This window comes from Xylanimonas ulmi, assembly GCF_004216535.1.
Lineage (GTDB): Bacteria > Actinomycetota > Actinomycetes > Actinomycetales > Cellulomonadaceae > Xylanimonas > Xylanimonas ulmi.
Map to the genome: position 1 here is coordinate 1088880 of NZ_SGWX01000001.1, position 23569 is coordinate 1112448.

Genomic DNA, 23569 nt, shown 5'->3' on the forward strand with positions numbered 1-23569 from the left:
CAGCACATCCGCGCGAGCCGAGGCGCGCTCCTGACGCGGACTGGGCGCTGAGCATGTTCTGCAAGCGGCCGGGCGTGCGTGACGCGACGGCGCTGGTCTTGGCCGGCGCCAAGCACATGGGCGCGCCCTCCGAGACAGTCGGCCTGCACGCTCGCAACGCCGCGCTGGTCGGGCTCTACGAGCGCCACGGGTTCCAGGTGGTGCCCGGCGGGCTTCGGCAGATGAGGGCGCGGCTCGGCGACCTCAGATGACCAGGCGTCGATCACGATGTCGTCGCCGTAGTGGGAGACAGGCCTAGCGGGCCGAGATCCCGTGGATCGAGTGCGGGCTGGCTCGTGTCGGCTCGCGCGATCCCGTTCGTTGACAGAGCGTGAAGATCACGATCTAGGACACCAGTGCAGTGACCGACGATCTCTTGGACGGCTCAACTTCCCGCTCGACGACGATTGCGACCAGCTCTTGACGGGCAGACCGCTCGACGTGCCGGCGTTGTTCTCCGGGCTGTTGACGACTCGTGAAAACTGACCCCTGAAGGGCTGGCGGAGTCCAGCGAACGACGCAACACGCTCTACGTTGTGGTGCGACAGCGACAACGTCACTGGGAGGATCGACCCGCGGCGTGGAGGCCTGCGACGTAGCCAAAGGTCATCGCGGGCCCCAGGGTCGCTCCGGGCGCGGGGAATGACCGCCCCATGACGGAGGCAGCTGTGTTTCCCGCGGCGTACAGGCCACGGATCGGCTCGCCGTCGACGCGCAGCACCCGGGCGTTGCCGTCAGTGAGCAAACCCCCCTTGGTCCCGACATCACCCGCATGGACCGGCACCGCATAGAACGGAGGGCGTGACACCGCGCCCAGGTTGGGGTTGGGACGCACTCGGGGGTCGGCGTAGACGGTTCGGTCGTATTCGGTGGCGCCGCGGCCGAAGTCGAGGTCGACGCCGGTGATGGCCTGGCCGGCGAACCGGCGGGCGGTATCGCGAAGTCCGTCGGCGTCGATTCCGGTCCTTGTGGCGAGACGCGCCAGCGATCGGTCCCGGATCATTGCGCCGGACGCCAGCCAGCGCACGGGTGGGACCCGAGGCGGAAGCCAGCCGAACGGATACGACGCGCGGTGTCGGGCGTCTAGCAACAGCCAGGATTCGCCGACTTCCAGCAGCGCCCGGCCGACGTCTTCCAGCACGCCGGACTCATCGCAGAACCGCTGGCCAGATCGGTCGACGAGGAAGGCGTGCGGCATGGAGCGCTCCCAGAGAACGAACTGCGGCCTTCCGCCTGGACCGATGATCGTAGGCCCCCACCACGCCTCGTCCATGAGCGTCCAGGCCGCGCCGACGGCGCGGCCTGCGAGAATCCCGTCGCCCAAGTCGCCTGGTGCGGCGACGGTCCAGGAGGTGCTGGGCACGGGCAGGTGCGCGGCGCGCAGCGCTGGATCGCGGGCAAACCCTCCCGTTGCCAGGACGACGCCCCGCGCCGTACGCACGTCGACCCGGCGGCCGGCGCGGGTGACAATCGCCGCCGTGACGTTCCCGCCGGCATCGGTGACCAGGTCGCTCACGGGAGCGTCCAACCAGACCTGCACACCCGCCCGCAGGCAGAGGTGCAGCAACTGCCCGACAAGTGAGCGCCCCGCACCCCAAATGCGTCCTCCGCGGAGCATGCCCCCGGCACTGGCAACCGCCACCCGGGCGGCGGTGGTTAGTCCGGATCGGGTGCGGCCGGCCAGTGCCAGCCCACCGACCTCGGCGGCGTGGACTGGCAGTGGGAACAGTTTGCGCACTCGTTCTGCCCACGGTCCGAGCGCTCGGGCATCCCATCGGGCGGGCACGACCTCGCGACCCTGGCGGGAGGCTCCGGGGACGTCCAGGTAGTAGTCGGCCATGGACAGTCCGCCGTCGAAGGCGAATCCCTGACTGTGCAGCCAACTCACCATCGGGGCAGCGCCGTTGAGGAATGCCAACTGGCGGGCCGGGCTTGTCGCCGCATCGTCTCCGGTCAGCGCGGCCAGATACCGGGCGGCGGCGCCAACGTCGTCGACGGGCTCAGGCCGAGGTTGGCCTCCGTCGCTCAAGACGCCATGGCCGGGCGCCCACAGCCCACCGCCGGACGTCGCTGAGGATCCACCGATCAACTCGGTGCTCTCTACGAGGAGCACGCTCAGACCCGCGTCGCGAGCTGTGAGCGCGGCGGTGAGCCCCGCGGCGCCTGACCCCGCAACCAAGAGGTCGACGTCCAGTGAACCAGTCACGACTGCTCTCCTCGCGTTGCGATGTTCGCGCTACTGGGGTTTCGCACACCATAGGTCCGCACTGCGCACCACTTGGACCGGGGTGTTACAGACCCGTTCACGAATGTCGCATCAGGCGGACGGAGGTTCCGGCAAGCCACGGTCGGAGGTCTAATCGCCGAGCAAGTCTCAGCAGGTCCCACACTGTCTCGCCCCGCACCAGGTGAGCGTTGCGCCGATGAACGGAGATGCGATGTCAACAACGGCCGCCCCTGTCAGCGCCGGGTCGGTGACGGTGCATCAAGTCTCCCGGACGTTCCCCGACGGAACGCAGGCATTGGCCGCCACCGACCTCACGGTGCAGCCCGGTGAGCTGGTCACGATCGTTGGGCCATCTGGGTGCGGGAAGTCGACGTTGCTCAGGTTGGTCGCCGGACTCGATGAGGCGACAACGGGCTCGATCGCCGTGGACCGAGACTCACTGGGGTATGTGTTCCAGGACTCGAGTCTGCTGCCGTGGCGAACGGTGCGGGCAAACGTTGAGCTCCCCGCGCAGTTGCATCGGCTCCCGCGCTCCGAGCGTCGCCAACTCGTTGACGAGGCGATCGCTCTGACGGGGTTGTGTGGGTTCGAGCGACACCTGCCGCGTGCGCTCTCCGGTGGGATGAAGATGCGTGTCTCGCTGGCGCGTGCGCTGACACTACGACCCCGTGTCTTTCTGTTCGATGAGCCCTTTGGGGCACTCGACGAGATCACTCGGTAGCGCCTGAACGACGAACTCTTGCGGGTTTTTCGCGTGGAGGGGTTCGCGGGACTGTTCGTCACGCACTCAGTGGGGGAGGCGACGTTCCTAGGCACCCGGGTTGTGGTGATGTCGGCTCGGCCGGGGCGGGTCGTCGCCGATCTAGACGTGCCGTTCGGGCCCGACCGGACTCCCGAGTTGCGGTTCGACGCTGCGTACGTGCGGTTGGCCGCCCAGGTTTCTGAAGCGCTGAGGGAGGCGTCATGAGCGTCGAGACCGATGTGACCGAGCTGGAGCTCGTCGACCAGAGGGTCGGACGTAGAACCACTCAGGGTCCCTTCCGGGGAAGGTCCAACGGCTCATCCCGGACGCGAGTCCGCAACGTCGTCTTGCCAGCCGCCGCCTTCGCGCTGCTGCTTGGGGTCTGGACGTATTTCTCCGACCACGTGCTGGACCCGAGGAGGCGGTTCTTGCTGCCCTCGCCGCACGACGTGGTGACACAGGGACTGCTCAATCCAGCCAATCGGGGAGAGCTGTTCGCAGGGCTGCTCGACACCGCGAAGACAGCGACCATCGGGCTCGGCCTTGCCATCGCCGTTGGGACCGTACTGGCGGTGATCCTGTGCCAAGAGGCGTGGCTTGAGCGCGCGTTCTTCCCTTGGGTCCTTGTGCTCCAGACCATTCCTGTGCTGGCCATCGTGCCGTTGATCAGCTTCTGGTTCGGCTATGGGCAAGCCGCTCGCGTGTTGGTCTGCGTGCTCATCGCGTTGTTCCCGATTGTCACCACTACTCTTTTCGGGCTGAAGTCGGCCGCCTCTGTTGACGACGCCTGAAAACTGACCCTGTGGCGACGGATGAATCTTGACCCCTTTGGCTGAGTCTGGAGGGATGATCTCGATGGAGGACTGGGCGGAGATCCGCCGGTTGCACAGGTCTGAGGGCGTGCCGATCAAGGCGATCGCGCGGAGGCTGGGTGTCGCGCGGAACACGGTGCGGGCGGCGTTGGCGGCGAGCGATCCGCCGCGGTACTCGCGGCCGGCGAAGGGTTCGCTGGTCGACGAGGTCGAGCCGCTGGTGCGTGAGCAGTTGCGGCTGGACCCGACGATGCCGGCGACGGTGATCGCCAAGCGGATCGGGTGGACGCGCTCGTTGACGATCCTCAAGGACAGGATCCGCGACATCCGTCCGGAGTATCGCGGGATCGATCCGGCCGACCGGGTCGTGCACGAGCCCGGAGACACGGTGCAGTGCGACCTGTGGTTCCCCGAGCCGCGGATCGCGGTGGGGCATGGGCAGGCGATGATGTTGCCGGTCCTGGTGATGGTCGCGACGTACTCGCGGTACATGTGCGCGGTCATGGTGCCCTCGCGGCGCAGCGGGGACCTGACCGCGGCGATGTGGCAGCTGCTGGGGCAGATGAACGCGGTCCCGCACCGGTTGTGGTGGGACAGGGAGTCAGCGATCGCCACCACGCGCGGGGTGCCGACGCAGTCGATGCGCGCGTTCGTCGGTTCGCTGGGCGCCCGTGCGGTGATCGCTCCGGCCGCGGACCCGGAGTTCAAGGGCGGCGTCGAGCGCCACAACCGGTACCTGGAGTCGTCGTTCTTGCCGGGGCGCCGGTTCGCGGGACCGGGCGACTTCAACACCCAGCTCGGCGGGTGGCTGGCGCAGGACGCCAACCAGCGCGTCGTGCGGGCGCTCGGCGCCCGGCCCGCGGAGGTCTTCGATCGGGAACGGCCCCTGATGCTGCCGCTGCCGCCGGTGGCCCCGACGACGGGCTGGCATCACCGGGTGCGCCTGGGCCGGGACTACTACGTGCGCCTGGACTCCAACGACTACTCCGTCGACCCGTCCGTCATCGGGCGGATGGTCGAGGTGCACGCGGACCTGACGAGGGTATGGGTCACGTGCGAGGACCGGCAGGTGGCCTCCCATGCCCGCTGCTGGGCCGACCACGCCACGATCACCGATCCCGCGCATGTGGCCACCGCGGCGGTCCTGCGCAAGCAGTACCAGCAGACCATCGACGCCCGCGCCGAGCAGGCTCGACTGGCCGGCGCCAGGACGCACGCGGACGGCACGATCGTGCCGCTGCGCGCCTTGTCTGACTACGACACCCTGTTCGGCGTCGACCCCGCCATCGGCCACGCGGCCGCCGAGGACGGGCAGGGGGTGGCCGGATGAACGCCGAGCAGACGACGTCCCGGATCGCCTACCAGGCCCGGGCTCTCAAGACGCCGACGATCGGGCGGGTGTTCGCCGAGCTCGGCGATCGGGCCCGCGCCGAGGGCTGGTCCCACGAGGAGTACCTCGCCGCGGTCCTGGACCGCCAACTCGCCGACCGGGAAGCCGCCGGGATCGTCACCCGCATGGGCCAGGCGCACCTCCCTGCGCTGAAGACGCTCGAGGACTTCAACACCACCCACCAGCCCGGGCTTCGCCGCGATCAACTCGCGCACCTGGCCTCGTGCGCGTTCGTGCCGAAGGCCGAGAACGTGATCCTGCTCGGCCCGCCCGGGACCGGCAAGACCCACCTAGCGATCGCGCTGGGCATCAAGACGATCCACGCCGGGAACCTCGCCCTGTTCAACACCGCGACCGGATGGCTCGACCGCCTCGCCACAGCGCACGCCGCCGGCCTCCTGGACGCCGAGCTGCGACGCCTGCGCCGCTACAAGGTCTTGATCATCGACGAGGTCGGCTACATCCCGTTCGACCATGACGCCGCGAACCTCTTCTTCCAGCTCGTCGCAGCACGCTACGAACAAGGCTCGCTGATCATCACCTCGAACCTGCCCTTCGGGCGCTGGGGTGAGGTCTTCGGCGACGAGGTCGTCGCCGCCGCGATGATCGACCGCCTCGTGCACCACGCCGAGGTCGTCACCCTGACCGGCGACTCCTACCGCACCCGAGCGCGCCGCGAACTACTCACCACAAAAACCGACAAGTAGGACACAACCACCACCGGAGGGGTCAACTTTCAGACGACGATAAGGGGTCAGTCTTGGGCCGTCGTTGACACGCCTCTTCCAGCAAGGACCTGTTCCGGCTGCACGGCGCGACCCGGGCGCAGATCACCTGGCACCTGCTGTTGCCTGGAGCCATGCCCTCGATTCTCAATGGTTGGCGATCCGCCGCGGGCCTGGCCGTCACCGGCGGCATAGTCGGGGACTTCTTCTTTCGGCAGGGGAGTGCGGGAATTGGTCGGCTTCTGGACAAGTACACGAATTTCCTGCAGTCCGAGCAACTCTTCGCCGGGGTGTTGTTGTGCTCGGCGTATGGGCTGGCGGTGTTCTGGTTCTTCGGCCTGCTCACTCGTGTGCTCGTGGGGTCATGGCACGAGTCGGCCGGGGCGATTCGCTCATGACCACCGTCTTGCGTCACATCCACCTGGCTGACGGGTCGGAGCACGACCTGACACTGGCTGACGGGCTAGTGGCTCGCTTGGATCGGGCTGGCTCGGCCAACGCGCCAGTCGGCGCGGATGTGCGCCGTCTCGATGGCTGGCTCGTCGTCCCGTCGCTGGTCGAGCCCCATGCGCACCTGGACAAGGCCCTCACGGCTACGCGGGTGCCGAACGCCTCCGGCGACCTCGGCGGCGCAATCGACGCATGGATTGCCGCGCGCCAGTGCTTCGACGTTGAGGAGCTCCGGACCCGTGCTGTGCGGACCCTCGCGTTGTACGCCGGTCATGGTACGACCACGATCCGCACCCATGTCGACACCGGCCCAGACGTCGCGAAGGAGGCTGTGGGGGTTCTCGTCGGGCTCCGCGCCGAGCTTGCCGGCGTGATGGACCTGCAGGTCTACGCCGGGCATGGACTTCCGGTCACAGGGCCTGGCTCGATCGAGACCCGAGCAGCCGCGCGCGAGGCCCTAGCCATGGGCGCGGACGGGCTAGGCGGGGCGCCATGTCTTGACGCCCGCCCCATCGACGCTTTCGAGGCGCTTGTCGAACTGGCCGAAGAGGCCGATGTGCCGCTGGACCTACACATCGACGAGACGCTCGACCCCACGCACCTGCTGCTGGAGCACATCGCGGCTCGATCGAAGCCACGAGTTCCGCTCGCGGTTGATCACGTCTGCTCCCTGTCGGCACAACCCGAGCAGGTGCGCCTGAGTATCGCCACACGCTTGGCGTCCAAGGGGGTGGGCGTGGTCACTCTTCCCCAGTCCAATCTGTACCTTCAAGGCCGCGAGCACGGGCCGAACCGACCACGGGGCTTGACCGCTGTTGCCGATCTCTTAGCCGCAGGTGTGAACGTCGCCGGGGGGAGCGACAACGTTGGTGACCCTTTCAACCCCATGGGTCGCGCAGATCCCCTCGAGACTGCGTCGTTGCTCGTCACGGCCGGTCATCTGAGCCCGCTCCAGGCTCTCGACGCTGTGACGCGGGCTGCCCGACAGTTTGTCGGAATGGCACCGACCAGCGTCGCTCCGGGGCAGCCTGCGGACCTGCTCGCCGCGCCAGCCGCCGACGTCGCTGACCTGCTCGGTCGCGCTCCCGCCGATCGTCTGGTGTTCCGGGCGGGGCGGGTCGTGGCGCAGACCCATACGTCCCGGACCTGGGCCGGGGACCGCCGCATCACCATCCAATGAATGGAGTGCCCACCATGCACCACAAGTCACGACGCGCCGTCGTGCTCGGCGCAGTCGCGCTGACCGCCAGCTTGGCGGCGTGCTCGGCTGGCGAGGAAGCCGCTCAACCCGCGAAGCCCGCCAGTACCGCCGCGGCCCGGTATGCCACTCCGTTGGCTGACGTCTGCCCGTCGACAGTGTCGCTCCAGCTTCCTTGGTGGCCGCAGTCTGAGTACGGATGGGCATACCAACTGATCGGTCCTGGTGGTGTCGCCGACCCCGAGACCTACCGCTACACCGGACCACTCGGGAACACGGGTGTCGACCTGGAGATCCGCTCCGGGGGTCCGGCGCTGGGCGGCGAACTGCCACTGGCGACCCTGTACAAGGACGACGACGTGCTTCTCGGTCAAACGACGACCGAGGACTCGATCGCGGGTGCGGCGGAACACCCGTCGGTGTCCGTGTTCACGTTTGAGCAGAAGTCGCCGCTCGTGTTCTTCTGGGGGGCGGACGACTGGGACTTCCAGACGATCTCGGATATTCGCGACGCAGGAGTCACGCTCCAGGCGTTCGAGGGTGCGACATATCTTGACGTGCTCACTGCGAAGGGGCTGCTCGAGCCTGGCCAGATTGACGGCGGGTATGACGGCACGCCGGCGAGGTTCGTCGCCGAGGACGGCAGGATCGTCTCTCAGGGCATCATCACCTCCGAGGTCTACAGCTACGAGCACGACATCCCCGCGTGGGACAAGCCGGTGAAGTACGTCAAGGTCGGAGACGAGTACGAGGCCTATCACTCTGAGGTCGCGATACGGTCCGACAAGTTGGATGAGAACCGAGCGTGCTTGGAGAAGCTCGTGCCGTTGCTGCAGCAGGCCGCCGTGGACTACTGGACGGACCCGGCCTCAACGAACCAAGTGCTGCTCGATGTCGTCGATGCGTTCGAGGGCGCCTGGCAGCTGAGCGCGGGTCTCAATGACTTCGCGGTGGAGGTCGCCTTGAAGGAGGGGATCGTCGCGAACGGCCCCGACCACGTGTTCGGTAGCCACGACCCGGCCAGGCTGGATCGCTTCATCGCCGACGTGAGCCCAGCACTCGCGAGACAAGGCATTGCGGTGAAGGAAGGCCTGACGAGTTCTGACATCGCGACGAACGAGTTCCTTGACCCGTCCATCGCGCTGCCTGAGCAGCCGTGAGCGCCACAATCGACGAGGGTGGCGCTGTCATCGACCGCGTCGGCTGGGTCGCCGCTGTGCCTATAGAGCAAGCCACAGGCACTTTGAAGGAGGCGTATGACTGGCAGGCGGCCGTGATCGGTGAGCCGACCGAGTTCACCAGGTTGGGCAGCCTGCACCCGCACCTGGTGATGGAGCGACTGCGACTGTACAAGGAGGTCGAGGCGGTCGTCTCGGGTCTCACCGAAGCTGAACGGAGGCTGACCGTCTTCGTGACCTCTGTGCTGAACGCGACGCCGCACTGTGCGTCCGGAGCCCAGGCCGCGCTTCGCCGCGCAGGTGTTGGCGACGAGCTCGTCGAGCGCCTCGGCGCAGACCCGAACGCGCTCACCGGCAACCCTCGCTGGGACGAGATTCTGCGGCATGTGCGGCTGCTCACTCGCACGCCAGGTGAGATCACCGCTGGCGACCTGGACCGGTTGCGATCTGTCGGTCTGGACGACCGGGACATCGTCGCGTTGAACAATCTCTCCGCGTACTACAGCTACATCAACCGGGTGGCGACCGGGCTCGGGTTGCGGACGTCGATTCCTGACGCCCACTCCGCGGCCGCTCCGCGGTGATCGCGTTGCCCCGCCGGGGCGTCTGGCTGTTCCCCAGCGCCCCGGCGCACGCGCTCGTCGAGGCAGCGGTCACGGCAGAGCAACGAGGACTGGACGAGTTCTGGCTCGGCGACGAGGGTCCTGCGCGAGACCCGTTCGCGGTGCTTGCCGCCGCGGCGGTACGGACCTCCCGGATCCGACTGGGCGTCGCTGTGACGAACCCATACCTGCGCCATCCGGTGGCGCTGGCTGCGCACGCCATGACCATCGACGAGCTGTCGGGGGGACGGTTCGTGCTCGGCCTCGGACCGGGTGGGAATGTCGCGCTCGGCCCGGCCAATGTGCCTCGGACCAGGCCGCTGGCCACCGTGCGCGAGGCTCTGCACACTGTCCGGGCAGTCACCGCCGGTCGGGCAGAGGCTGGTTACGCTCCGCCCGCGGGCGCATTCACCCGGCCCAGGGTGCGGATCGTCATCGGATCGCGCAGCCGCGGGTTCCAGGAGTTGGCGTCACGCGAGGCCGACGGTGTATTCCTCGGAGGGGTTCCGGAGCCGTTGATCGGGCAGACCGTCGCATGGGCGCGTTCTGTGCGACCCATCGAGGTGGCGCTGTACGGCACAGCCGCGCTCGGCGATACGGTCACTGAAGAGGTGCGCCCTCAGCTCGTCATGCCTCTGGCAGACTCCCCACCGCACGTCCACGAGGCGCTGGGCCTGGACCCGGTTCGCCTGAGAGCCGCCGCCAACGCCCTGGCGGCCGGCGATGCGGGTCCAGCGCGTCGTCTGGTTAGCGACGATGTGCTCAGCGCCATGGTGCTTCACGGTTCCCCACGAGAGATTGGCCGACGGCTGCGTGGTTGGTTGACGCACCGGTCTGACTCGATCGGCCTGAGCATCACCGCGGATGATCCAGTGCAAGCCGTTGCCGACGCCGCACAGGCGCTTGCGACGCTCAGCGCCACCTCGACTGCCGCCGACGGTGTGGCGAACCCCGAGGTGGCGCGGTGATTGCCCCGCACGGCTGAAGTCGGGGACTGTCGACTCAGCCTGCCAGTGCGGCGGCTGGTTCTGACCTCAGATGGGCCGTCACGGGGCGAGAGGCTCCGGGCGGCGTTGTCGGTGAGTTGGTGCTGATGCCAAGAACGCCGCCGAGCTCGTGCTCGGCGGCGTTCTCGTTGTCGCGACGGTGGTTGCCGTGCTGCCTGCCGCAGTCCGCGTCGTCAGAGTCCAGCCGTCAGATCGGCCAAGCGAGGTAGAACTTCGTCGACGAGGGCCTTCGTGGTCGCCAAGGACGCCTCGTCGTCATGACCCGGGATCAGAGACACGTCACAGACTCCCAGTGCGGCGTAGTCCGCGAGGGTTTGTGCGACCTCTACTGGCGAGCCCGTCACTGCGTACCCGGAAAGATGCGCTGACGACGTTGGCTCATCGGTGACACGCACGGCAACTCGCAGACCGAGGAGTCCGCCGCCGCCCTCAAACCATGTTCGTGTTGTGGGTGCCAACTCCGCGGGACTGGCTCCGCGAGCTTGGAAGGGCCATCCGCGCTCCTGTGCCCGGCGCATGGTCGCAGCCCCTCCCGCGAGCCACAACTGAGGCGCCACGCCGTTGTGCGGGCGTGGGGAAAGCCGTGCCCCATCCGCCAGGCGTACGTGTGCGGAGGCGTACGGTTCTCCCGCAAAGGCCGCAACGAGCGCGTCCAGCAGGCCGTCGAGCGCGGCGCCGCGGGACTCGAAGTCCACACCCCGGTAGGCGAACTCGCTGGCCCAAAACCCCGGGGCGAGCGCGAGAACGTGGTTCCCGGCGGTGAGTTGGTCCAGTGTTGCCGACTGCTTCGCAAGCCACTGGACGTCGCGCAGCGGGAGCACCGACGCACCTAGCCCGACGCGGATCCCTGGGTGCTGTCCCGCGAGGTAGGCCAGCCAGGTCAGCGGCTCCATCCCGCCCGACCACACCGGGAACGCCGGCATCTCAAGAAGACCCTCACCCAGCCAGAACGTGTCGATGCCTCCGGCAATGGCCACGTCGGCCACGGCCGCGGATCCATCTCGGGTCGAGGCGAACGGTGATATCCCGATGCGCACGAGAATCCTCCTCGGTTTACCTGGTGTCGCTGTCGCCTTGCAGTTGGCTGAGCCAGCCTGCCGCGAGCTTCATCAAAACCTGGCCTCATCCGGACCATCAAGCGGTCTCACCTTCTGGGCATCTGTGACGTGATCTGGTGAGGGACGGACTGCACCGTCTCATCCGTTGAGATTCGGTACGCGGATCACGGGTTGCGCCCCGATCATGGGGGACATGGTTTCCAAGCCGAACGTCCTGCACCGTCTGGTGCAGCGTCTGGCTGCCCGAATGCGCATGCTCAGCCGCATGTGTCCCTGTCAGGACTAGCGCTCCTTGTCCCCCGACCTCCGCCGACCCTTGTGTCGGCGCCCGCGAACTGCGGAAGCGCATTGGAAGCCACCTTGTCTGTCACTTCACTTGCATCCCCCCGCGCTGCGGGACGAAGCACTTCGTCCCCGCGCGGCTTCGTCCTCACTGTCGACCTGACGGCAGTGGCCGACTGCGACCGGGCCGAGATGCTGCGCTCGATCTCGACGCTCGCCGAGCTCGCCTACGAGTGGTTTCCGCGCTGTCGAACACAGGTTGCGCTCACCGGCGATGGCCGGCGGGTCCGTGCCGCCTCCCAACCTCCCGCACTGCGCGAGCGCCTCGAGGCGCTCGGTAGTCACGCCGACATCTCGCTGGATCTCGTCAGCCGTACGGCGCGCGCATCTGGCCGGGAAGTCGAGTTGACGGACCGCGAGGCAGCTCTGCTCGCGTACTTGGCCCGTGTCGAGGATCGAGTTGTCTCCCGCTCGGAACTGCTCGACACGGTCTGGAGCGACGGCGCGGCGCCTGTCGGCGTGAATCGCACCGAGACCCGCACTGTTGACGTGCACGTACACAGAGTGCGCCGGAAATTGGGGCTGGCTGACCTGATCTTGACCGTGTGGGGCACAGGCTACCGGCTGAACCCGGACTATCAAGTCCGGCTTGTGTCATAGTCGACAAGCGCGGGTCGTCTCGCAGGTGCTTGCTCAGCCTTGGTATACCCCGACGGCCTTGCGCGGAGAGTGCGGGCGCTGGTTAGGTTCTTTGATTTCGCGCGGGCAATTGTGTCCCGACGAGAAGTGATAACTGGAGCACGCGATGCTACAGTAGGCTCGCATCCCCACTACCCATATTCGACCCCTTTCGGGCACGAAGACTCTACGAGGGAGTTCTCGATGGTTCGCAGCAACGCCTACGATCTACCCACCATCTCTGTTCAGGGGGAGATCGACCATCCACGCTTGCGAAGCCTAGGTTTCGTCGACCCTTCCGGCCATGCACAACTCGTCGCCCTCGGAACGAGCGGAATCGCTTACGACGTCCGGATTGGTGATCGTGCGGTTGGTTGGGCCGCCGATCACGTCGAGCCCGGCGTGTCCATCCGGCATTCAGACGTCGAGGCGAACCTCGCTCTGGCGTACAACTCGTGCGTCGGGAACCGCGCGATCGTTGTGTCAGGACGGGCGCAGGGCGCTGAGGGAGTCGTGACCGGAAAGCATGGGGGTGCTTTGCCCACCGACCGACTCTTGGTGGACTTTTCCCCCGATGTGCTCGACAAACTGGTGATCGGCGACTCGATTCTGATTCGTTCGCGCGGGCAGGGTCTCGTGCTGCCCGACCACCCCGGGGTGAGTGTGCGCAACCTCGACCCGAACCTCCTTGACAGACTTCCCATCTCCGAAGTGGGCGGAGTGCTCTCGGTGGGGGTTGCGGCGCGTATCCCAGCCAGAGTGATGGGCTCAGGTATTGGAATGGGATCAGTCGCGCTGGGCGATTACGACATCAATCTTTTCGATGCGCAGACCGTGGAGGAATTCGGCCTCGACAGGCTCAGGCTGGGCGACCTGGTTCATCTTGAGGACACTGACAATCGCTTTGGTCGTTCGTACCGCAAGGGAATGTCAACCATCGCGGTCGTGGCACATTCCGACAGCGTCCTCGCCGGGCATGGCCCTGGAGTGGTGACGCTATTCTCGGGGAGCGATGAAGATCTTGTTGCGGTCGATGATCCGGCAGCGAACTTGGCCGACATCTGGCGCGTATAGTGGGGTAGTCACCGCGACGGGCTGCCAGATTCGGCGCCAGCTGTCGGCTGCAGCCCCAGGTCAGTGAGTCGGGGGACCGCAGCGATCAGTTTCCGGGTGTACTCGTGGCGCGGGCTCGCCATCACCTCGCGGGTGGGCCCGGCCTCCACGACGTTTCCGGCCACGAGCACGACGACGTCCGTGCACAGGGCTGACACAACGGAGAGGTCGTGAGAGACCATGACCAGCCCGAGCCCGCGGTCCCGACGTAGCTTTCGTAGCAGGTCGATGACCTCGATCTTGGTGGTCACGTCGAGAGCACTGACCGGTTCATCCGCCAGTACGATTCGAGGTTCTGTGATCAGGGCCCGGGCTATGGCGATGCGCTGGCGTTGCCCGCCTGAGAACTCGTGCGGCCACCGGGTTGCCATCGCCGGTTCCAGCCCGACGTCACGAAGGACCTGCGCCACACGGTCCGCGCGCGCGGCGCGGTCGCGCTCAAGCCTCAAGGACACGAGGGGCTCGGCAAGGGTGCTGCCGATGCGCTGGCGAGGGTCGAGCGACGTATATGGGTCCTGGAAGACAGGCTGCACCTCGCGGCGGAAAGCGTGTCTTGCCGCTTGAGAGCCAAGGTTGAGCTCGCGCCCGCTGACGCGCACTTGTCCGCTGGTGGGACGGGACAGGCCGAGTAGGAGCGCAAGCGCAGTGCTCTTGCCGGACCCGGACTCGCCCACGATGCCAATTGACCGGTTCTCGCTCGCCACGAGACTGACCCCACTCAACGCCTCCCGGTCGGCCCTGCGGTACCGGTAAGTGACGTCGGCCAACTCCAGCGTCAACTCAGTCATGCTGCGCTCCAATGGTCAGTCTCTCATCGAGAGCCCGTGCTCCAGCGACGAGCCGCTGGGTGTAGGGATGGGCCGGCTGACGGATGAGTTGCTGTGTGGGTCCTGACTCGACGACGCGCCCATGCTGCAGCACGACGACGCGGCTGGCCATGGATGCGACGGCGCCGATGTCATGCGAGACGAACAGCAGGGACATTCCGCGCTGCTGGGCGACGTCGGCGATTAGTCTGAGTATCTCCTTCTGCACGGTCACGTCGAGCGCGGTCGTCGGCTCATCGGCGATGAGCAGCTGGGGGTCACAGGCCAGCGCCATCGCGATGGCGACGCGCTGACGTTGTCCCCCGGAGACCTCGTGCGGAAAGGACCGCGCGATCCTGTCGGCGTCGTCCAATTGGACTTCGCGCAGCACGCGCCTGACCTCGGCGCGAAGCGGTGCGCCACGCAGGCCGCGACGGCGCCGCAGTGGGCCGGCGACCTGGCGCCCCAGGCGCATCAGTGGGTCAAGTGCGGACGTCGGCTCTTGGAAAACCAGCGCGACATCGCGTCCACGAACGGCGTTCCATGCTCGCTCGGAGGCGCCCAGCAACTCACGACCGCCGAGCGAGACTGAGCCTGTGGCATCGAGCGGCTCGGGAAGCAGACCGATCGAGGCCAGGGAGAGCAGAGACTTGCCTGAGCCCGACTCGCCGATTAGTCCCACCCGCTCTCCCGCCCCGACTCTGAGGCTGACGCCGTCCAAGAGCACTCGCCGATGCCCGCTCTCTGGAGTGCTCGCGACGGTGACCGTGAGATTGTCAATGCTCAGCACCCCGCTCACCGCAGGCCTCCCGACGCTGGATCTGCGTCGTCGCGTAGGCCATCGGCGAGAAAGTTCGCACCTACAACCAGAAGCACGACCACGACGCCAGGTGCAATCGCTCCCATGGGTGCGGTCAGCACCGTCGACTGTGCCTCCTGCATGAGCCGGCCCAGCGAAGCGCTCGGCGGCGGGACGCCAAGCCCTAGATAGGAGAGTCCGGCCTCGGCAAGGACCGCGATGCCGAATGAGACGGCCACCACCACAGCAAGAGTCGGAAGCATATTGGGCAGCAGGTGCCGAATGGTGATGGCAAGGCGACCGGACCCAGAGGTCGCGGCAGCCGTCACGAAGCGCTGCGCACGCAGTCGCCGCGCCAAGATCCGACTCAGCCGCGCGACGTAAGCGCTCTGCGCCAGGCCTATCGACACGACAACTGTCGCCGTGCTCCGACCCTGAGTGGCGCCGACGATCATGGCGAGCAACAGCGTCGGAAACGCCAGCAGGATGTCGAGCAATGTGGCAGCTGTGTCGTCGACCCACGAGGGCGCCCAAGCCACCGTGAGGCCGAGGAGCACGCCGATCACAGTGGCGATGAGCGCCGAACCGATGCCGACCATGAAAGCGATCCGCACGCCAACCAGGACCTGGCTGAGGAGGTCACGCCCGAACCGGTCGGTGCCGAGCAGGTGTCCGGGGTTGGGTGGCTCCAGACGCCCACCCGTCGTGTCGTCCAGGGCAAACGGTAGCCAGAGCAGGGACGTCAGCGCCGCCGCGGCGCAGAGGGCCAGAAGTACCACGCCCACGACCAGCGTGGCCGACGCTCGCCTCGGTGAACCGTGCGAGGGGAGGGGCGTTTGGGGCAGTTGTGTCTGGGCAGTCACGAGTGGCTCCCTACGGCAACCGACCGCAGACGTGGGTCAACGAGGCGTTGAGTCAGATCTGCCGCAAACCCAACAATCAGTACGAAGAAGGTGGTGGCCAGCAGAGCTCCTTGGATGGATGGGTAGTCGTGCTGCAAAATCGCCTTCGTCAGCAACGCGCCAATACCCGGCAGTGAGAAGACCGCCTCGACGATCACGGCTCCGACTACCGTGGTCCCCAGCTCGATTCCAAGGATTGCGATCACCGGTACGGCGGCATTGCGCACACCATGCCGCCAGAAGGCCGCGGTGCGTGACATCCCCAGGGCTCGTGCAGTGCGCAGGAAGTCGCTGCCGAGGACGTCGAGTGTGGCCGACCTGATATAGCGAATCAGGAAGGCCGTTTGCCCACCCAGCACGATCGAGGCCACAGGCAGCGCTAAGTACCGCAGCACCTCTCCGGGAGCAGACCAGCCCTCGCGCGGATAGCCCCCTGAGGGCAACCAACCAAGCCGCAGCGCGACGATCCACACCAACACGAGTGCCACCCAGAAGACTGGTATGCCGATTCCAACCTGGGACAGCCCGGACAGGAGGATTCCGTACCACCGGCGGTGCCGGACCGCAGCGACGTACCCGATGACGGTTGCCAGAACTGTGGACACGACGAATGCGATCACGACCATCGGCACCGTGACGCTCATCCGTCGCAGGACTTCGGGTAGGACCTCCTGGCCGCTGGCCAGCGAGCGACCGAGGTCACCATGGAGGAGACCTCCCAACCACCTCCCGAGTTGTGTCCACATCGGCTGGTCGGACCCAACGGCCGCGCGCGCAGCGGCGATTTGCTGGGGGCTCGCCCCAGCGGACAGTAGGGCGTTGGCAGGGTCGCCGGGCAGGAGGTGCAGCAGTGCGAATATGACCAGCATGGCTCCGATCAGCGAGGCGACGAGCAATGCCGAACGTCGTCGCAGGTAGCGGATCATCCTCGCTCTGACTTCTGGATGGTCGAGGCGTAGAACTGCGAGTTGAGGCCGTGCAATGGGTAGCCAGTGACGTCGGCGGAAGAGACCACAATCTGCGGGTAGAGGTAGAGCCACACGCTCGCTGCCTCGTGGGCCATGAGCGTGTTCGCCTCAACGAGTTTGGCCGTTTGGTCTTCAAGAGTGGCCGCGTGCTCGGACTCATTGAACAGGCGAATAAAGTCCGCATCGTCCCACTCAAAGTACATGTCCCGCCCGCGCGCGTAGAAGGCTAGGTCGCGGTCGTTGACGTGCTCCTGCAGTGTGGCGACAAAGTCGTGCTTCTCGTACACGCGCGAGTACCACTCGTCCGCGGAGATGAGGTTGATGTCCACCGTGACGCCCACCTTGGCCAGTTCGGACTTGACGAACTCGGCGACGGCCGGATGAGGGTCGTAGGTGGGCGTGTCAAGGACGAACTCGAAGCCGTCGGCGTGGCCTGCCTCGGCCAGTAGCTTCTTTGACAGCTCGGGGTCGTACGGGTTCACTGCGTTCAGGTCGACATACCAGGCGTCGGTGGGAGGGACCATTGAGCCGACAAGCATTCCGTGATCGCCCCAGATCGACTCCAGCAACTTCTTCCTGTCGATGGCGGAGTAGATTGCGCGACGCACTCGGGTGTCATCGAATGGCGCAGCGTGATCGTTGAACGCCAGCAGTTCCTTTGTCGTGGACGGCGAGTCGTTGACGACGTAGTCGTCGTTCCCCTCGAACTGGGAGAGTGTGTCCGGGCTCTGGAGGGCGGCGATGACGTCGATCTCGCCCGATAGCAGTGCGTTGCTAAGCGCGCTTGCGTCTGTGAAGTAGTGGAAGACTATCTCTCCGTTGGTGGCGGCGGGACCCCAGTAGTCGTTGGACCGCTTGAGGGAGATTGAGTTTCCGCGCACCCATCCTTCGAAGACGTAGGGACCAGTGCCGTCCTCGGTCTCTTTGAGATCGCCTGCGTCGGTGTTCACGATCCACAGGTAAGTCATATCGTATTCAAAGGAGATCCACGGTTCCACCAGTTGGAACACAACGGTCGAGGCATCCGGTGCTGTCACCGAAGCGATCGACGATTTGTAGATGCTCTTGCGTGAGCCCTGTGCGTCATCGGCGATTGCGCGCTCGTAACTGGCCACGACGTCGGCGGAGGTCAGTGACTTGCCGGAGTGGAATTTCACGCCATCAACCAAGGTTATCGTAATCGTGCGTCCGTCGTCGCTGGTCGTGGCCTTGTCTGCGAGTGCGTTGGTCACCGAGCCATCGTCGTTCAACTTGAATAGAGCCTCGTAAACGTTGCCGTAGAACGCCTCAGTGAGCCCTTGGCCGGCGCCTGCGACGTTTGATAGAGATGTCGGCTCGTAGAGCGATCCGATCCCGATTGTGGCGTTCGGGTCGTAAGCGGCGTTCTCGGCGACGGGGCCATCGGCTGACGAGTCAGAGCCGGAGGGGCCGCAGCCGGTCAGCGTGACAGCGGCCACGGCGAGGGAGGCCAGGGTGGCGAGGAGACGTCGAGTTGTCATGGGAGTCCTCCGGGTCAGGTGGGGTGCGCAAGGGGCGGGATGGGAGGCCGGTGCGGTGCCGTCGAGGTGTTGACGGAGTCGGTTGCCTCGACGGCGCGCTGGTCTCGGCTCGGGATTGGGCGCGCAAGTTGCGCGACGGCCGAGCTCAGTACTCCGTCGGCTTCCGACGAGTCACGCAGCGGCAGGGGGTGGCTGGGTCAGCGACAACAGCGCGGGTGGGGCGTGCGACGCCCCTGATCATCTGAACTTGGCCGCGTGAAGGCACAAGCGTCAAGGCTCGATGCGCGACGAACGAGGATTACTCGGGCTTCCTGAAGCGTGTCGGCGTGCCAGGGCATGACAGCGGCGGTGCACCGACGACTGTCGATCCAACGCACGAGGGTGTCCTTCCGGGTGGCAGTTCGTGTCTGGACGCTATCGACGCCTTCCCTGCGCGCACAACCGTGTCCACGATTCGGACCGGGGTTACCGCGTGCGGTCTGTGGAAGGTGGTGCGACCTCGTCCGATGGTCGTGCCCAGTGTCGATGTGGGCGAGTACGGTCTGGACCGTGACGCAGCCTCCCCGTGACATCAGCGCCGAGCTCGGCGCCGACTTCGACCCATCTGCGCCCGAGTGGACCGTGGAGGTCTGGGAGGACGAGAACGGCCGCAGCCCGTTCGCCTCATGGTTCGACAGGCTCGAGGAGCAGGACCAGGCGATCGTCGACGCCGTGCTGACGCGGGTCGTGGCCACGCTCGGGATCGGTGTGTGCTCGACCGAATGGGGCAAGGCGCTGGGCGACGGGCTCTACGAGGTGCGGATGCGGTGCTCGCTGAACGCCATCCTGAACAGGGGTCGCTCCACTGAGCTGGAGCCACTCCAGATGGCGGGCGGCGACAGGACTGTGCTCCTGCGCCTGTTCTGCACGTTCCACGGCAACAAGGTCGTGCTGCTGTTCCAGGGCTACGACAAGAGGAAGCCCTGCCGGACAGGCAGGGGAACGTCTTCCAGCGCGTATACAGCCGTCCGGCGCGAGGAGGCTGCCCTGTTGAGAGTCAGAGGCGGCCGGGTGTCCCAACTATCGCTGCGGGTGATGAGTGCTGGGAACGGATACGCGCGCTCGAGGCAGGCGGCGCGCCATACCCGACTCGATAGCCTTGGACGCGGGCGTCAACCAGAATCGGGTCGTGTGGTCAGTGCTGAGTGGCATGGGAGAGGCATGAACCGCCTTGAGACCCCCAGAAACCGCGGAAAATCAACGATCCTGGTAAATGATCAACTGCTGAGGCGGATGACCGTCTTGAGCACCGAAGAAGTTGCTGTAGAGGCGATCGGCCTCGTCATTCGGTTCGGGTCCAGGGTGGTGTTCGACGACGTGTCGTTCGCGCTGCCGTCCTGCCGGCAGGCTGTCGCGCCGCTGGGGCCGAGCGGTGCGGGAAAGAACACGGCCGTCGAACTCGTCTGGCACGCCGTTGTAGGCTCGGCGTTGGCGGAGGAGCCGACCGCTGCGACGCACCTCGCGATAGTCGTGGCCCGTAGGGCGCACACAGGGCGAAAACAATCAGCCTGGCCCGGACTTGATCTGTGTCCGCGGATGGTTTGAATAGAGTGAACAACGAAGTCATCAGCCCTTTTAGGAAGAATCCCGTTGGGCTCGGCCCTTGCCGGATCGGGCCTGAACAGGCCGTCTCGCGAGATGCTTGAATGTGGTGGTCGCGACCGCGTGGCGAAAGTAGTTGGTCCAGCCGCGCAGGAGCGGGTTGATCCGCCTGAACAGCGCGCTCGCTCGTGTGTCCGACTGTTCGGTCCTCGTCCATGCCTGTGCGGCGTTGTTCTTGGAGTGGGCGTGGGGCGACGGCAGGGTTCGGTGCGGGACTCCAGATGGCGTGGATCTGGGGCACGCCAACAGGCTTCGGGTATGAGAGCAGCCATTGTCGTCGCGTCGATGCGCGGAACTACTGCGGAGGTCGCCTGCCGCGTCGCCGAGGCGATCGCGGACGACGTCCCGGTCTTTGACCTCGTCGACGGTCCACCCGTGGTGAGTGCCTTCGACACCGTCGTGTTGGGCACTGCAATCTACCGGGGTCAACCGATGGCGTCGATGAGACGCTATGCCGCATCCACGACCGATCTGGTGGGCAAGCGGATCGCGCTGTTCGTCTGCGGGATGAGCCGCGATCCTGTCACGCGTGAGGCCGAGCTCGCGGCGGCGTACCCGGGAGCGTTGTTGGACGTGGCTGTCGCACGGGGCTTTTTGGGCGGCCGTGTTCAGACGACCTCGCTCAATGCGCTAGAGCGTCTGGCGGTCTCGGGTGTGGCCCAGGCGAGCCAAGACGTCGACGCGATCGATGATCACGCCATCGGTGCGTTCGGAGCCATCGTCCGCGCGAGCGCCATGTGGGCGTCCGACGCGACAGCGGCGGCGCTCGAGGTGACACGGACGCTCGGGCCTCAAGGCGCCCGGCTAGTGTCGGAGCAGCGTTCGGCGTTCGACCCGAGTGCGCTCGGGTGTTCGAGCGATGTGAATGCGGCCAGCCACACGGCTGGTTCCCTTGGTTAGGCAGCCTCCGCTCACGAACGACCCCCCATGGTGAGCGGAGGCTGTCTTGCGTTAACGCCTTACGCGTCGTCGTGTTCCGACGGCGACCGCTGCGGGCACGCCCAATGCGCCGAGCGCCCACCAGGGGAAGCCGGGCGACGCGCCCACGGCGGGTGCCGTCGTCGTCACCGGTGCGAGCGCGGCCTGCGCCTGGACTCGCACGCCTCGCACCAGGAGCCGGTGGGAGTTCACGCCGATCGGCGTGCAGGTCACGAGGGTGACGTAGTCCTGGCCGGCGACAGGGCGCAGCGCCTCGATGTCGGTCGGCTCGACCGTGAGGATCTGGTCGACCTCGTACGTCAGCACCTCGTCGAGCACGCTGATCGTGAACTGGTCGCCGATCCGTAGGTCGTGCAGGTCGTCGAACACCCTGGCTCCGACCATGCCGGAGTGCCCCGTCAGCACCGCGTGGGTGCCAGGCCCGCCCACGGGCAGCGCGCTGCCGAAGAGGTGTCCGACACCCCGGGCGAGGGTCTGCTCGCTCGTTCCGTGGTAGATGGGCAGGTCGGCGTCGATCTCCGGGATGCGCACACGCGCCATGACCTCGGTGTCGTCGAGTTGGCCCAGGTACTCCTGAACACCCCAGGCGTCAGCGTCCATCTGGGCGCCTGCGTACGGGTCTTCGAGCGGCATGCCCGCGAGGTTCGCGTTGAACTGGCGTGCGCTGCGCAGCTCGTCCGCCTTCTCCGGGACGGGGAGCCGGCTCACGCTCTCGACGTAGTCGGTGACCTCGGCGCCGTGCGCCCACGCGGAGAGCCACCCGGAGGCCGCCGGGTAGAACAAGAGCCCCGATCCGAGGGCGGCTGCGGCCAGGGTCACCAGAGACCGCAGCTGACTGTGCTTGCCGACCGTGCTGTGGCGTGGGGTGGGCGCCGCGTGGCGTGCGGTGTGGGATCTCGATGCCACCTGTGGGTCCTTCGTGCGACAGGGTGTGGGGAGCGGGCGGTGGCCCGCTTCCCCACACCCTGTGGGAGCCGGTGACTGCGGTCAGGCCTGCGCGGTCGTGCGGCGGCGTGAGGCGATCAGGAGCGTGCCGCCGATGACCAGCGCACCGGCGACGGTGAGCAGCGCGGCGCCGGAGCCACCGGTCAGCGGGAGGTGGAGCACGTTCTGCTCGGGCACGTTCTCCACGGTGAGCCCGACAACCCGGACGACCTCTTCGCCGGTCGCGGGGTCCGTGGCCTTCAGGATGGAGACCTCGATCGGAGCGGCGAGCAGCTCGTACCCGGCGGGCGCGTTGAGCTCTGCGATCCAGTAGGTCTGGTAGCCGGGATCGCCCTCCTTGACGTCGTTGCCGTCGGCGAAGTCCGAGTACCGCAGGCCTGTGAAGGTCAGCATGCCGTCGGCGTCTGTCGTGCCGGTCTGCAATGCGTTCTGTGGGTTCGCCGCGTCGGCGTCGGGCTTCGTGAGGTAGAGGCCGAACGTCGCGTCTGGCAGGTCCTTCGCGGAGCCCTTGGCGATCTTGTGGATCGCGACACTGCCCCACTTGGTCTCCACGGGATCGGTGGTGGTCGGCCCGCCGGGCTGACCCGGCTCGATGGTGAAGCTCGGAAGGTTCGGGTAGACGATGGCCGTGTTCGGGATCACGCCCGCGTTCTTCGCCTTCGTGGTGATCTCCACCTTGACCTGGGCGTTGTGGTTCGCGCCGAGCACACCCAGGCCCTGCTCCGTGAACTCGACGGTCACGGTGTTGGAGCCGCTGTCGAAGGCCAGCGTGTAGTCGTTGTTGGCCAGGGTGGCACCGTTCGTCAGCGAGACCTTGGTGCTGTCGTAGTGCAGGCGCGTGTCGAGCTTGTCGACGATTTTGTAGCCGTCGATCTTCGCGACGGTGGGCGTTGCGTCGACGTCGACCAGTGGGACGTCGGGGATGTCCGCGAGGATGGTCCACACGACGTTGTGGAAGAGCTCCGTCGGGTCGTCGTCAACGGTCTTGGTCGCGCCGACGATCGAGTTCTTCGGGTAGACGTGGACGTTGTAGAGCCACGCGTCGCGGTTGGCGGGGTCGGTCATCGGGATGGTGACCAGGAACGGCGCCACGGGCGCCGCGCCGACCGGTGCCTCGGTCTCGGTGACCAGGTAGACGCCCACCGGAAGGTCGCCGGCGACCGCGACGCCTGCGCTGTCAGTCGTGACCGCCCTCGGCTGACCGGACAGACCGGCCGCGGCGTTCTCGGGCGTGAGGGCCGTAAGCGCCGTCCAGCCTTCGTTCGTCGTCAGGTCGTACTCGTTGTCGGCGCCGACGACCTGCTCGACGGTGAACTTGACACCAGACACACCTTTGAACCCCGTGAGGCCGTCGGTGATCACGGTGCCGTCGTGCGCCAGGCCGGTCGTCTCGTGGTCGAACTTGTGGATGGTGATCGAGCCCGTGTCCTTGGGGTCGATCAGGGGGCTGGGGTCGTCGGCGGCCAGCGCCGCGCCCGCCCCGGTGGCGAGGGCGAGGGCCCCCGCCACGGTGGCGGCGGCAGCGCGCACGAGGGCGCGTCGGATGTTGTTGTGCACCTTCTTCTCCTT

24 protein-coding genes are annotated in these 23569 nt (G+C 66.7%); 14 read left to right on the forward strand and 10 right to left on the reverse strand.

All coding sequences use genetic code 11. From position 1 onward, the window contains the following. The first annotated feature begins 53 nt into the window (after positions 1-53). Positions 54-251 carry a hypothetical protein gene (locus EV386_RS18240; protein ID WP_165399846.1) on the forward strand — a complete coding sequence of 66 codons (198 nt, stop codon included), beginning with the start codon at positions 54-56 and terminating at the stop codon, positions 249-251. A 344-nt stretch (positions 252-595) separates the two neighbouring features. Here EV386_RS18240 and EV386_RS04940 read toward each other — a convergent pair whose 3' ends face one another. Beyond that, positions 596-2245, reverse strand: coding sequence for an FAD-dependent oxidoreductase (locus EV386_RS04940; RefSeq protein ID WP_130412861.1), 1650 nt, complete (start codon positions 2243-2245; stop codon positions 596-598). 217 nt (positions 2246-2462) lie between these two features. Between EV386_RS04940 and EV386_RS04945 the strand changes: the two genes are divergently transcribed. The 9 genes from EV386_RS04945 (at position 2463) to EV386_RS04985 (ending at position 10331) form a co-directional block, all read left to right on the forward strand. Further along, positions 2463-2987 carry an ABC transporter ATP-binding protein gene (locus tag EV386_RS04945; RefSeq protein WP_242607836.1) on the forward strand — a complete coding sequence of 175 codons (525 nt, stop codon included), beginning with the start codon at positions 2463-2465 and terminating at the stop codon, positions 2985-2987. 242 nt (positions 2988-3229) lie between these two features. Further along, positions 3230-3799 (forward strand): ABC transporter permease, encoded by a 570-nt coding sequence (locus EV386_RS04950; protein WP_130412863.1) that lies wholly within the window; start codon positions 3230-3232, stop codon positions 3797-3799. Between the two features lie 55 nt (positions 3800-3854). Continuing rightward, positions 3855-5150 carry an IS21 family transposase gene (gene istA, locus EV386_RS04955; RefSeq protein ID WP_130412865.1) on the forward strand — a complete coding sequence of 432 codons (1296 nt, stop codon included), beginning with the start codon at positions 3855-3857 and terminating at the stop codon, positions 5148-5150. Then, positions 5147-5917 carry an IS21-like element helper ATPase IstB gene (gene istB / locus EV386_RS04960; RefSeq protein WP_130411616.1) on the forward strand — a complete coding sequence of 257 codons (771 nt, stop codon included), beginning with the start codon at positions 5147-5149 and terminating at the stop codon, positions 5915-5917. Before istA ends, istB begins: the two co-directional genes overlap by 4 nt. 98 nt (positions 5918-6015) lie before the next feature. Continuing rightward, positions 6016-6333, forward strand: coding sequence for an ABC transporter permease (locus EV386_RS04965; RefSeq protein ID WP_278025471.1), 318 nt, complete (start codon positions 6016-6018; stop codon positions 6331-6333). Beyond that, positions 6330-7565, forward strand: a complete 1236-nt coding sequence (locus EV386_RS04970) for an amidohydrolase family protein (protein ID WP_165399847.1) — start codon at positions 6330-6332, stop codon at positions 7563-7565. The genes EV386_RS04965 and EV386_RS04970 overlap by 4 nt, the downstream gene beginning before the upstream one ends. 5 nt (positions 7566-7570) lie before the next feature. Next, positions 7571-8743: a hypothetical protein gene (locus tag EV386_RS04975; protein WP_130412872.1), complete on the forward strand. Its 1173-nt coding sequence runs from the start codon at positions 7571-7573 to the stop codon at positions 8741-8743. Then, entirely contained in the window at positions 8740-9345 is a 606-nt protein-coding gene (locus EV386_RS04980) for a peroxidase-related enzyme (RefSeq protein WP_130412874.1), read from the forward strand. The genes EV386_RS04975 and EV386_RS04980 overlap by 4 nt, the downstream gene beginning before the upstream one ends. Further along, entirely contained in the window at positions 9342-10331 is a 990-nt protein-coding gene (locus EV386_RS04985; protein ID WP_130412876.1) for an LLM class flavin-dependent oxidoreductase, read from the forward strand. Before EV386_RS04980 ends, EV386_RS04985 begins: the two co-directional genes overlap by 4 nt. Before the next feature lie 212 nt (positions 10332-10543). Here EV386_RS04985 and EV386_RS04990 read toward each other — a convergent pair whose 3' ends face one another. After that, positions 10544-11356 (reverse strand): LLM class flavin-dependent oxidoreductase, encoded by an 813-nt coding sequence (locus EV386_RS04990; RefSeq protein ID WP_165399848.1) that lies wholly within the window; start codon positions 11354-11356, stop codon positions 10544-10546. Between the two features lie 546 nt (positions 11357-11902). Between EV386_RS04990 and EV386_RS04995 the strand changes: the two genes are divergently transcribed. Then, on the forward strand, positions 11903-12370 hold the full coding sequence (locus EV386_RS04995; RefSeq protein WP_130412880.1) for a winged helix-turn-helix domain-containing protein: 468 nt from the start codon (positions 11903-11905) through the stop codon (positions 12368-12370). Positions 12371-12592: 222 nt separating this feature from the next. Then, positions 12593-13462, forward strand: coding sequence for a DUF4438 domain-containing protein (locus EV386_RS05000; RefSeq protein WP_130412882.1), 870 nt, complete (start codon positions 12593-12595; stop codon positions 13460-13462). A gap of 8 nt (positions 13463-13470) precedes the next feature. Here the strand turns inward: EV386_RS05000 and EV386_RS05005 are convergent, their stop codons facing one another. The 5 genes from EV386_RS05005 to EV386_RS05025 form a co-directional block, all read right to left on the reverse strand. Continuing rightward, a complete protein-coding gene (locus EV386_RS05005) occupies positions 13471-14289 on the reverse strand; it encodes an ABC transporter ATP-binding protein (protein ID WP_130412884.1) in 819 nt (272 codons plus the stop codon). Next, the gene (locus EV386_RS05010; protein WP_130412886.1) at positions 14282-15106 is read right to left on the reverse strand and encodes an ABC transporter ATP-binding protein; all 825 of its coding nucleotides are present in this window, start codon (positions 15104-15106) and stop codon (positions 14282-14284) included. Before EV386_RS05010 ends, EV386_RS05005 begins: the two co-directional genes overlap by 8 nt. Beyond that, a complete protein-coding gene (locus EV386_RS05015; protein WP_242607838.1) occupies positions 15103-15885 on the reverse strand; it encodes an ABC transporter permease in 783 nt (260 codons plus the stop codon). Before EV386_RS05015 ends, EV386_RS05010 begins: the two co-directional genes overlap by 4 nt. Positions 15886-15965: 80 nt before the next feature. Continuing rightward, positions 15966-16934 (reverse strand): ABC transporter permease, encoded by a 969-nt coding sequence (locus EV386_RS05020; protein ID WP_130412890.1) that lies wholly within the window; start codon positions 16932-16934, stop codon positions 15966-15968. Further along, positions 16931-18475 (reverse strand): ABC transporter substrate-binding protein, encoded by a 1545-nt coding sequence (locus tag EV386_RS05025; RefSeq protein WP_130412892.1) that lies wholly within the window; start codon positions 18473-18475, stop codon positions 16931-16933. The genes EV386_RS05020 and EV386_RS05025 overlap by 4 nt, the downstream gene beginning before the upstream one ends. Before the next feature lie 549 nt (positions 18476-19024). Between EV386_RS05025 and EV386_RS05030 the strand changes: the two genes are divergently transcribed. Then, positions 19025-20059: a P-loop NTPase family protein gene (locus EV386_RS05030; RefSeq protein ID WP_130412894.1), complete on the forward strand. Its 1035-nt coding sequence runs from the start codon at positions 19025-19027 to the stop codon at positions 20057-20059. Between the two features lie 30 nt (positions 20060-20089). Here the strand turns inward: EV386_RS05030 and EV386_RS18960 are convergent, their stop codons facing one another. After that, on the reverse strand, positions 20090-20362 hold the full coding sequence (locus tag EV386_RS18960; RefSeq protein ID WP_165399849.1) for a group II intron maturase-specific domain-containing protein: 273 nt from the start codon (positions 20360-20362) through the stop codon (positions 20090-20092). Positions 20363-20374: 12 nt separating this feature from the next. On the opposite strand from EV386_RS18960, the gene EV386_RS05040 reads away from it, so the two are divergent. Continuing rightward, positions 20375-21016, forward strand: a complete 642-nt coding sequence (locus tag EV386_RS05040; protein ID WP_130412896.1) for a flavodoxin domain-containing protein — start codon at positions 20375-20377, stop codon at positions 21014-21016. A 51-nt stretch (positions 21017-21067) separates the two neighbouring features. On the opposite strand, the gene EV386_RS05045 is transcribed toward EV386_RS05040, so the two are convergent. Together EV386_RS05045 and EV386_RS05050 are read right to left on the reverse strand one after the other, a co-directional pair. Beyond that, positions 21068-21961 carry a class C sortase gene (locus EV386_RS05045; protein WP_130412898.1) on the reverse strand — a complete coding sequence of 298 codons (894 nt, stop codon included), beginning with the start codon at positions 21959-21961 and terminating at the stop codon, positions 21068-21070. Positions 21962-22042: 81 nt separating this feature from the next. Next, entirely contained in the window at positions 22043-23557 is a 1515-nt protein-coding gene (locus EV386_RS05050) for a SpaH/EbpB family LPXTG-anchored major pilin (RefSeq protein WP_130412900.1), read from the reverse strand. Between the last annotated feature and the right edge of the window lie 12 nt (positions 23558-23569).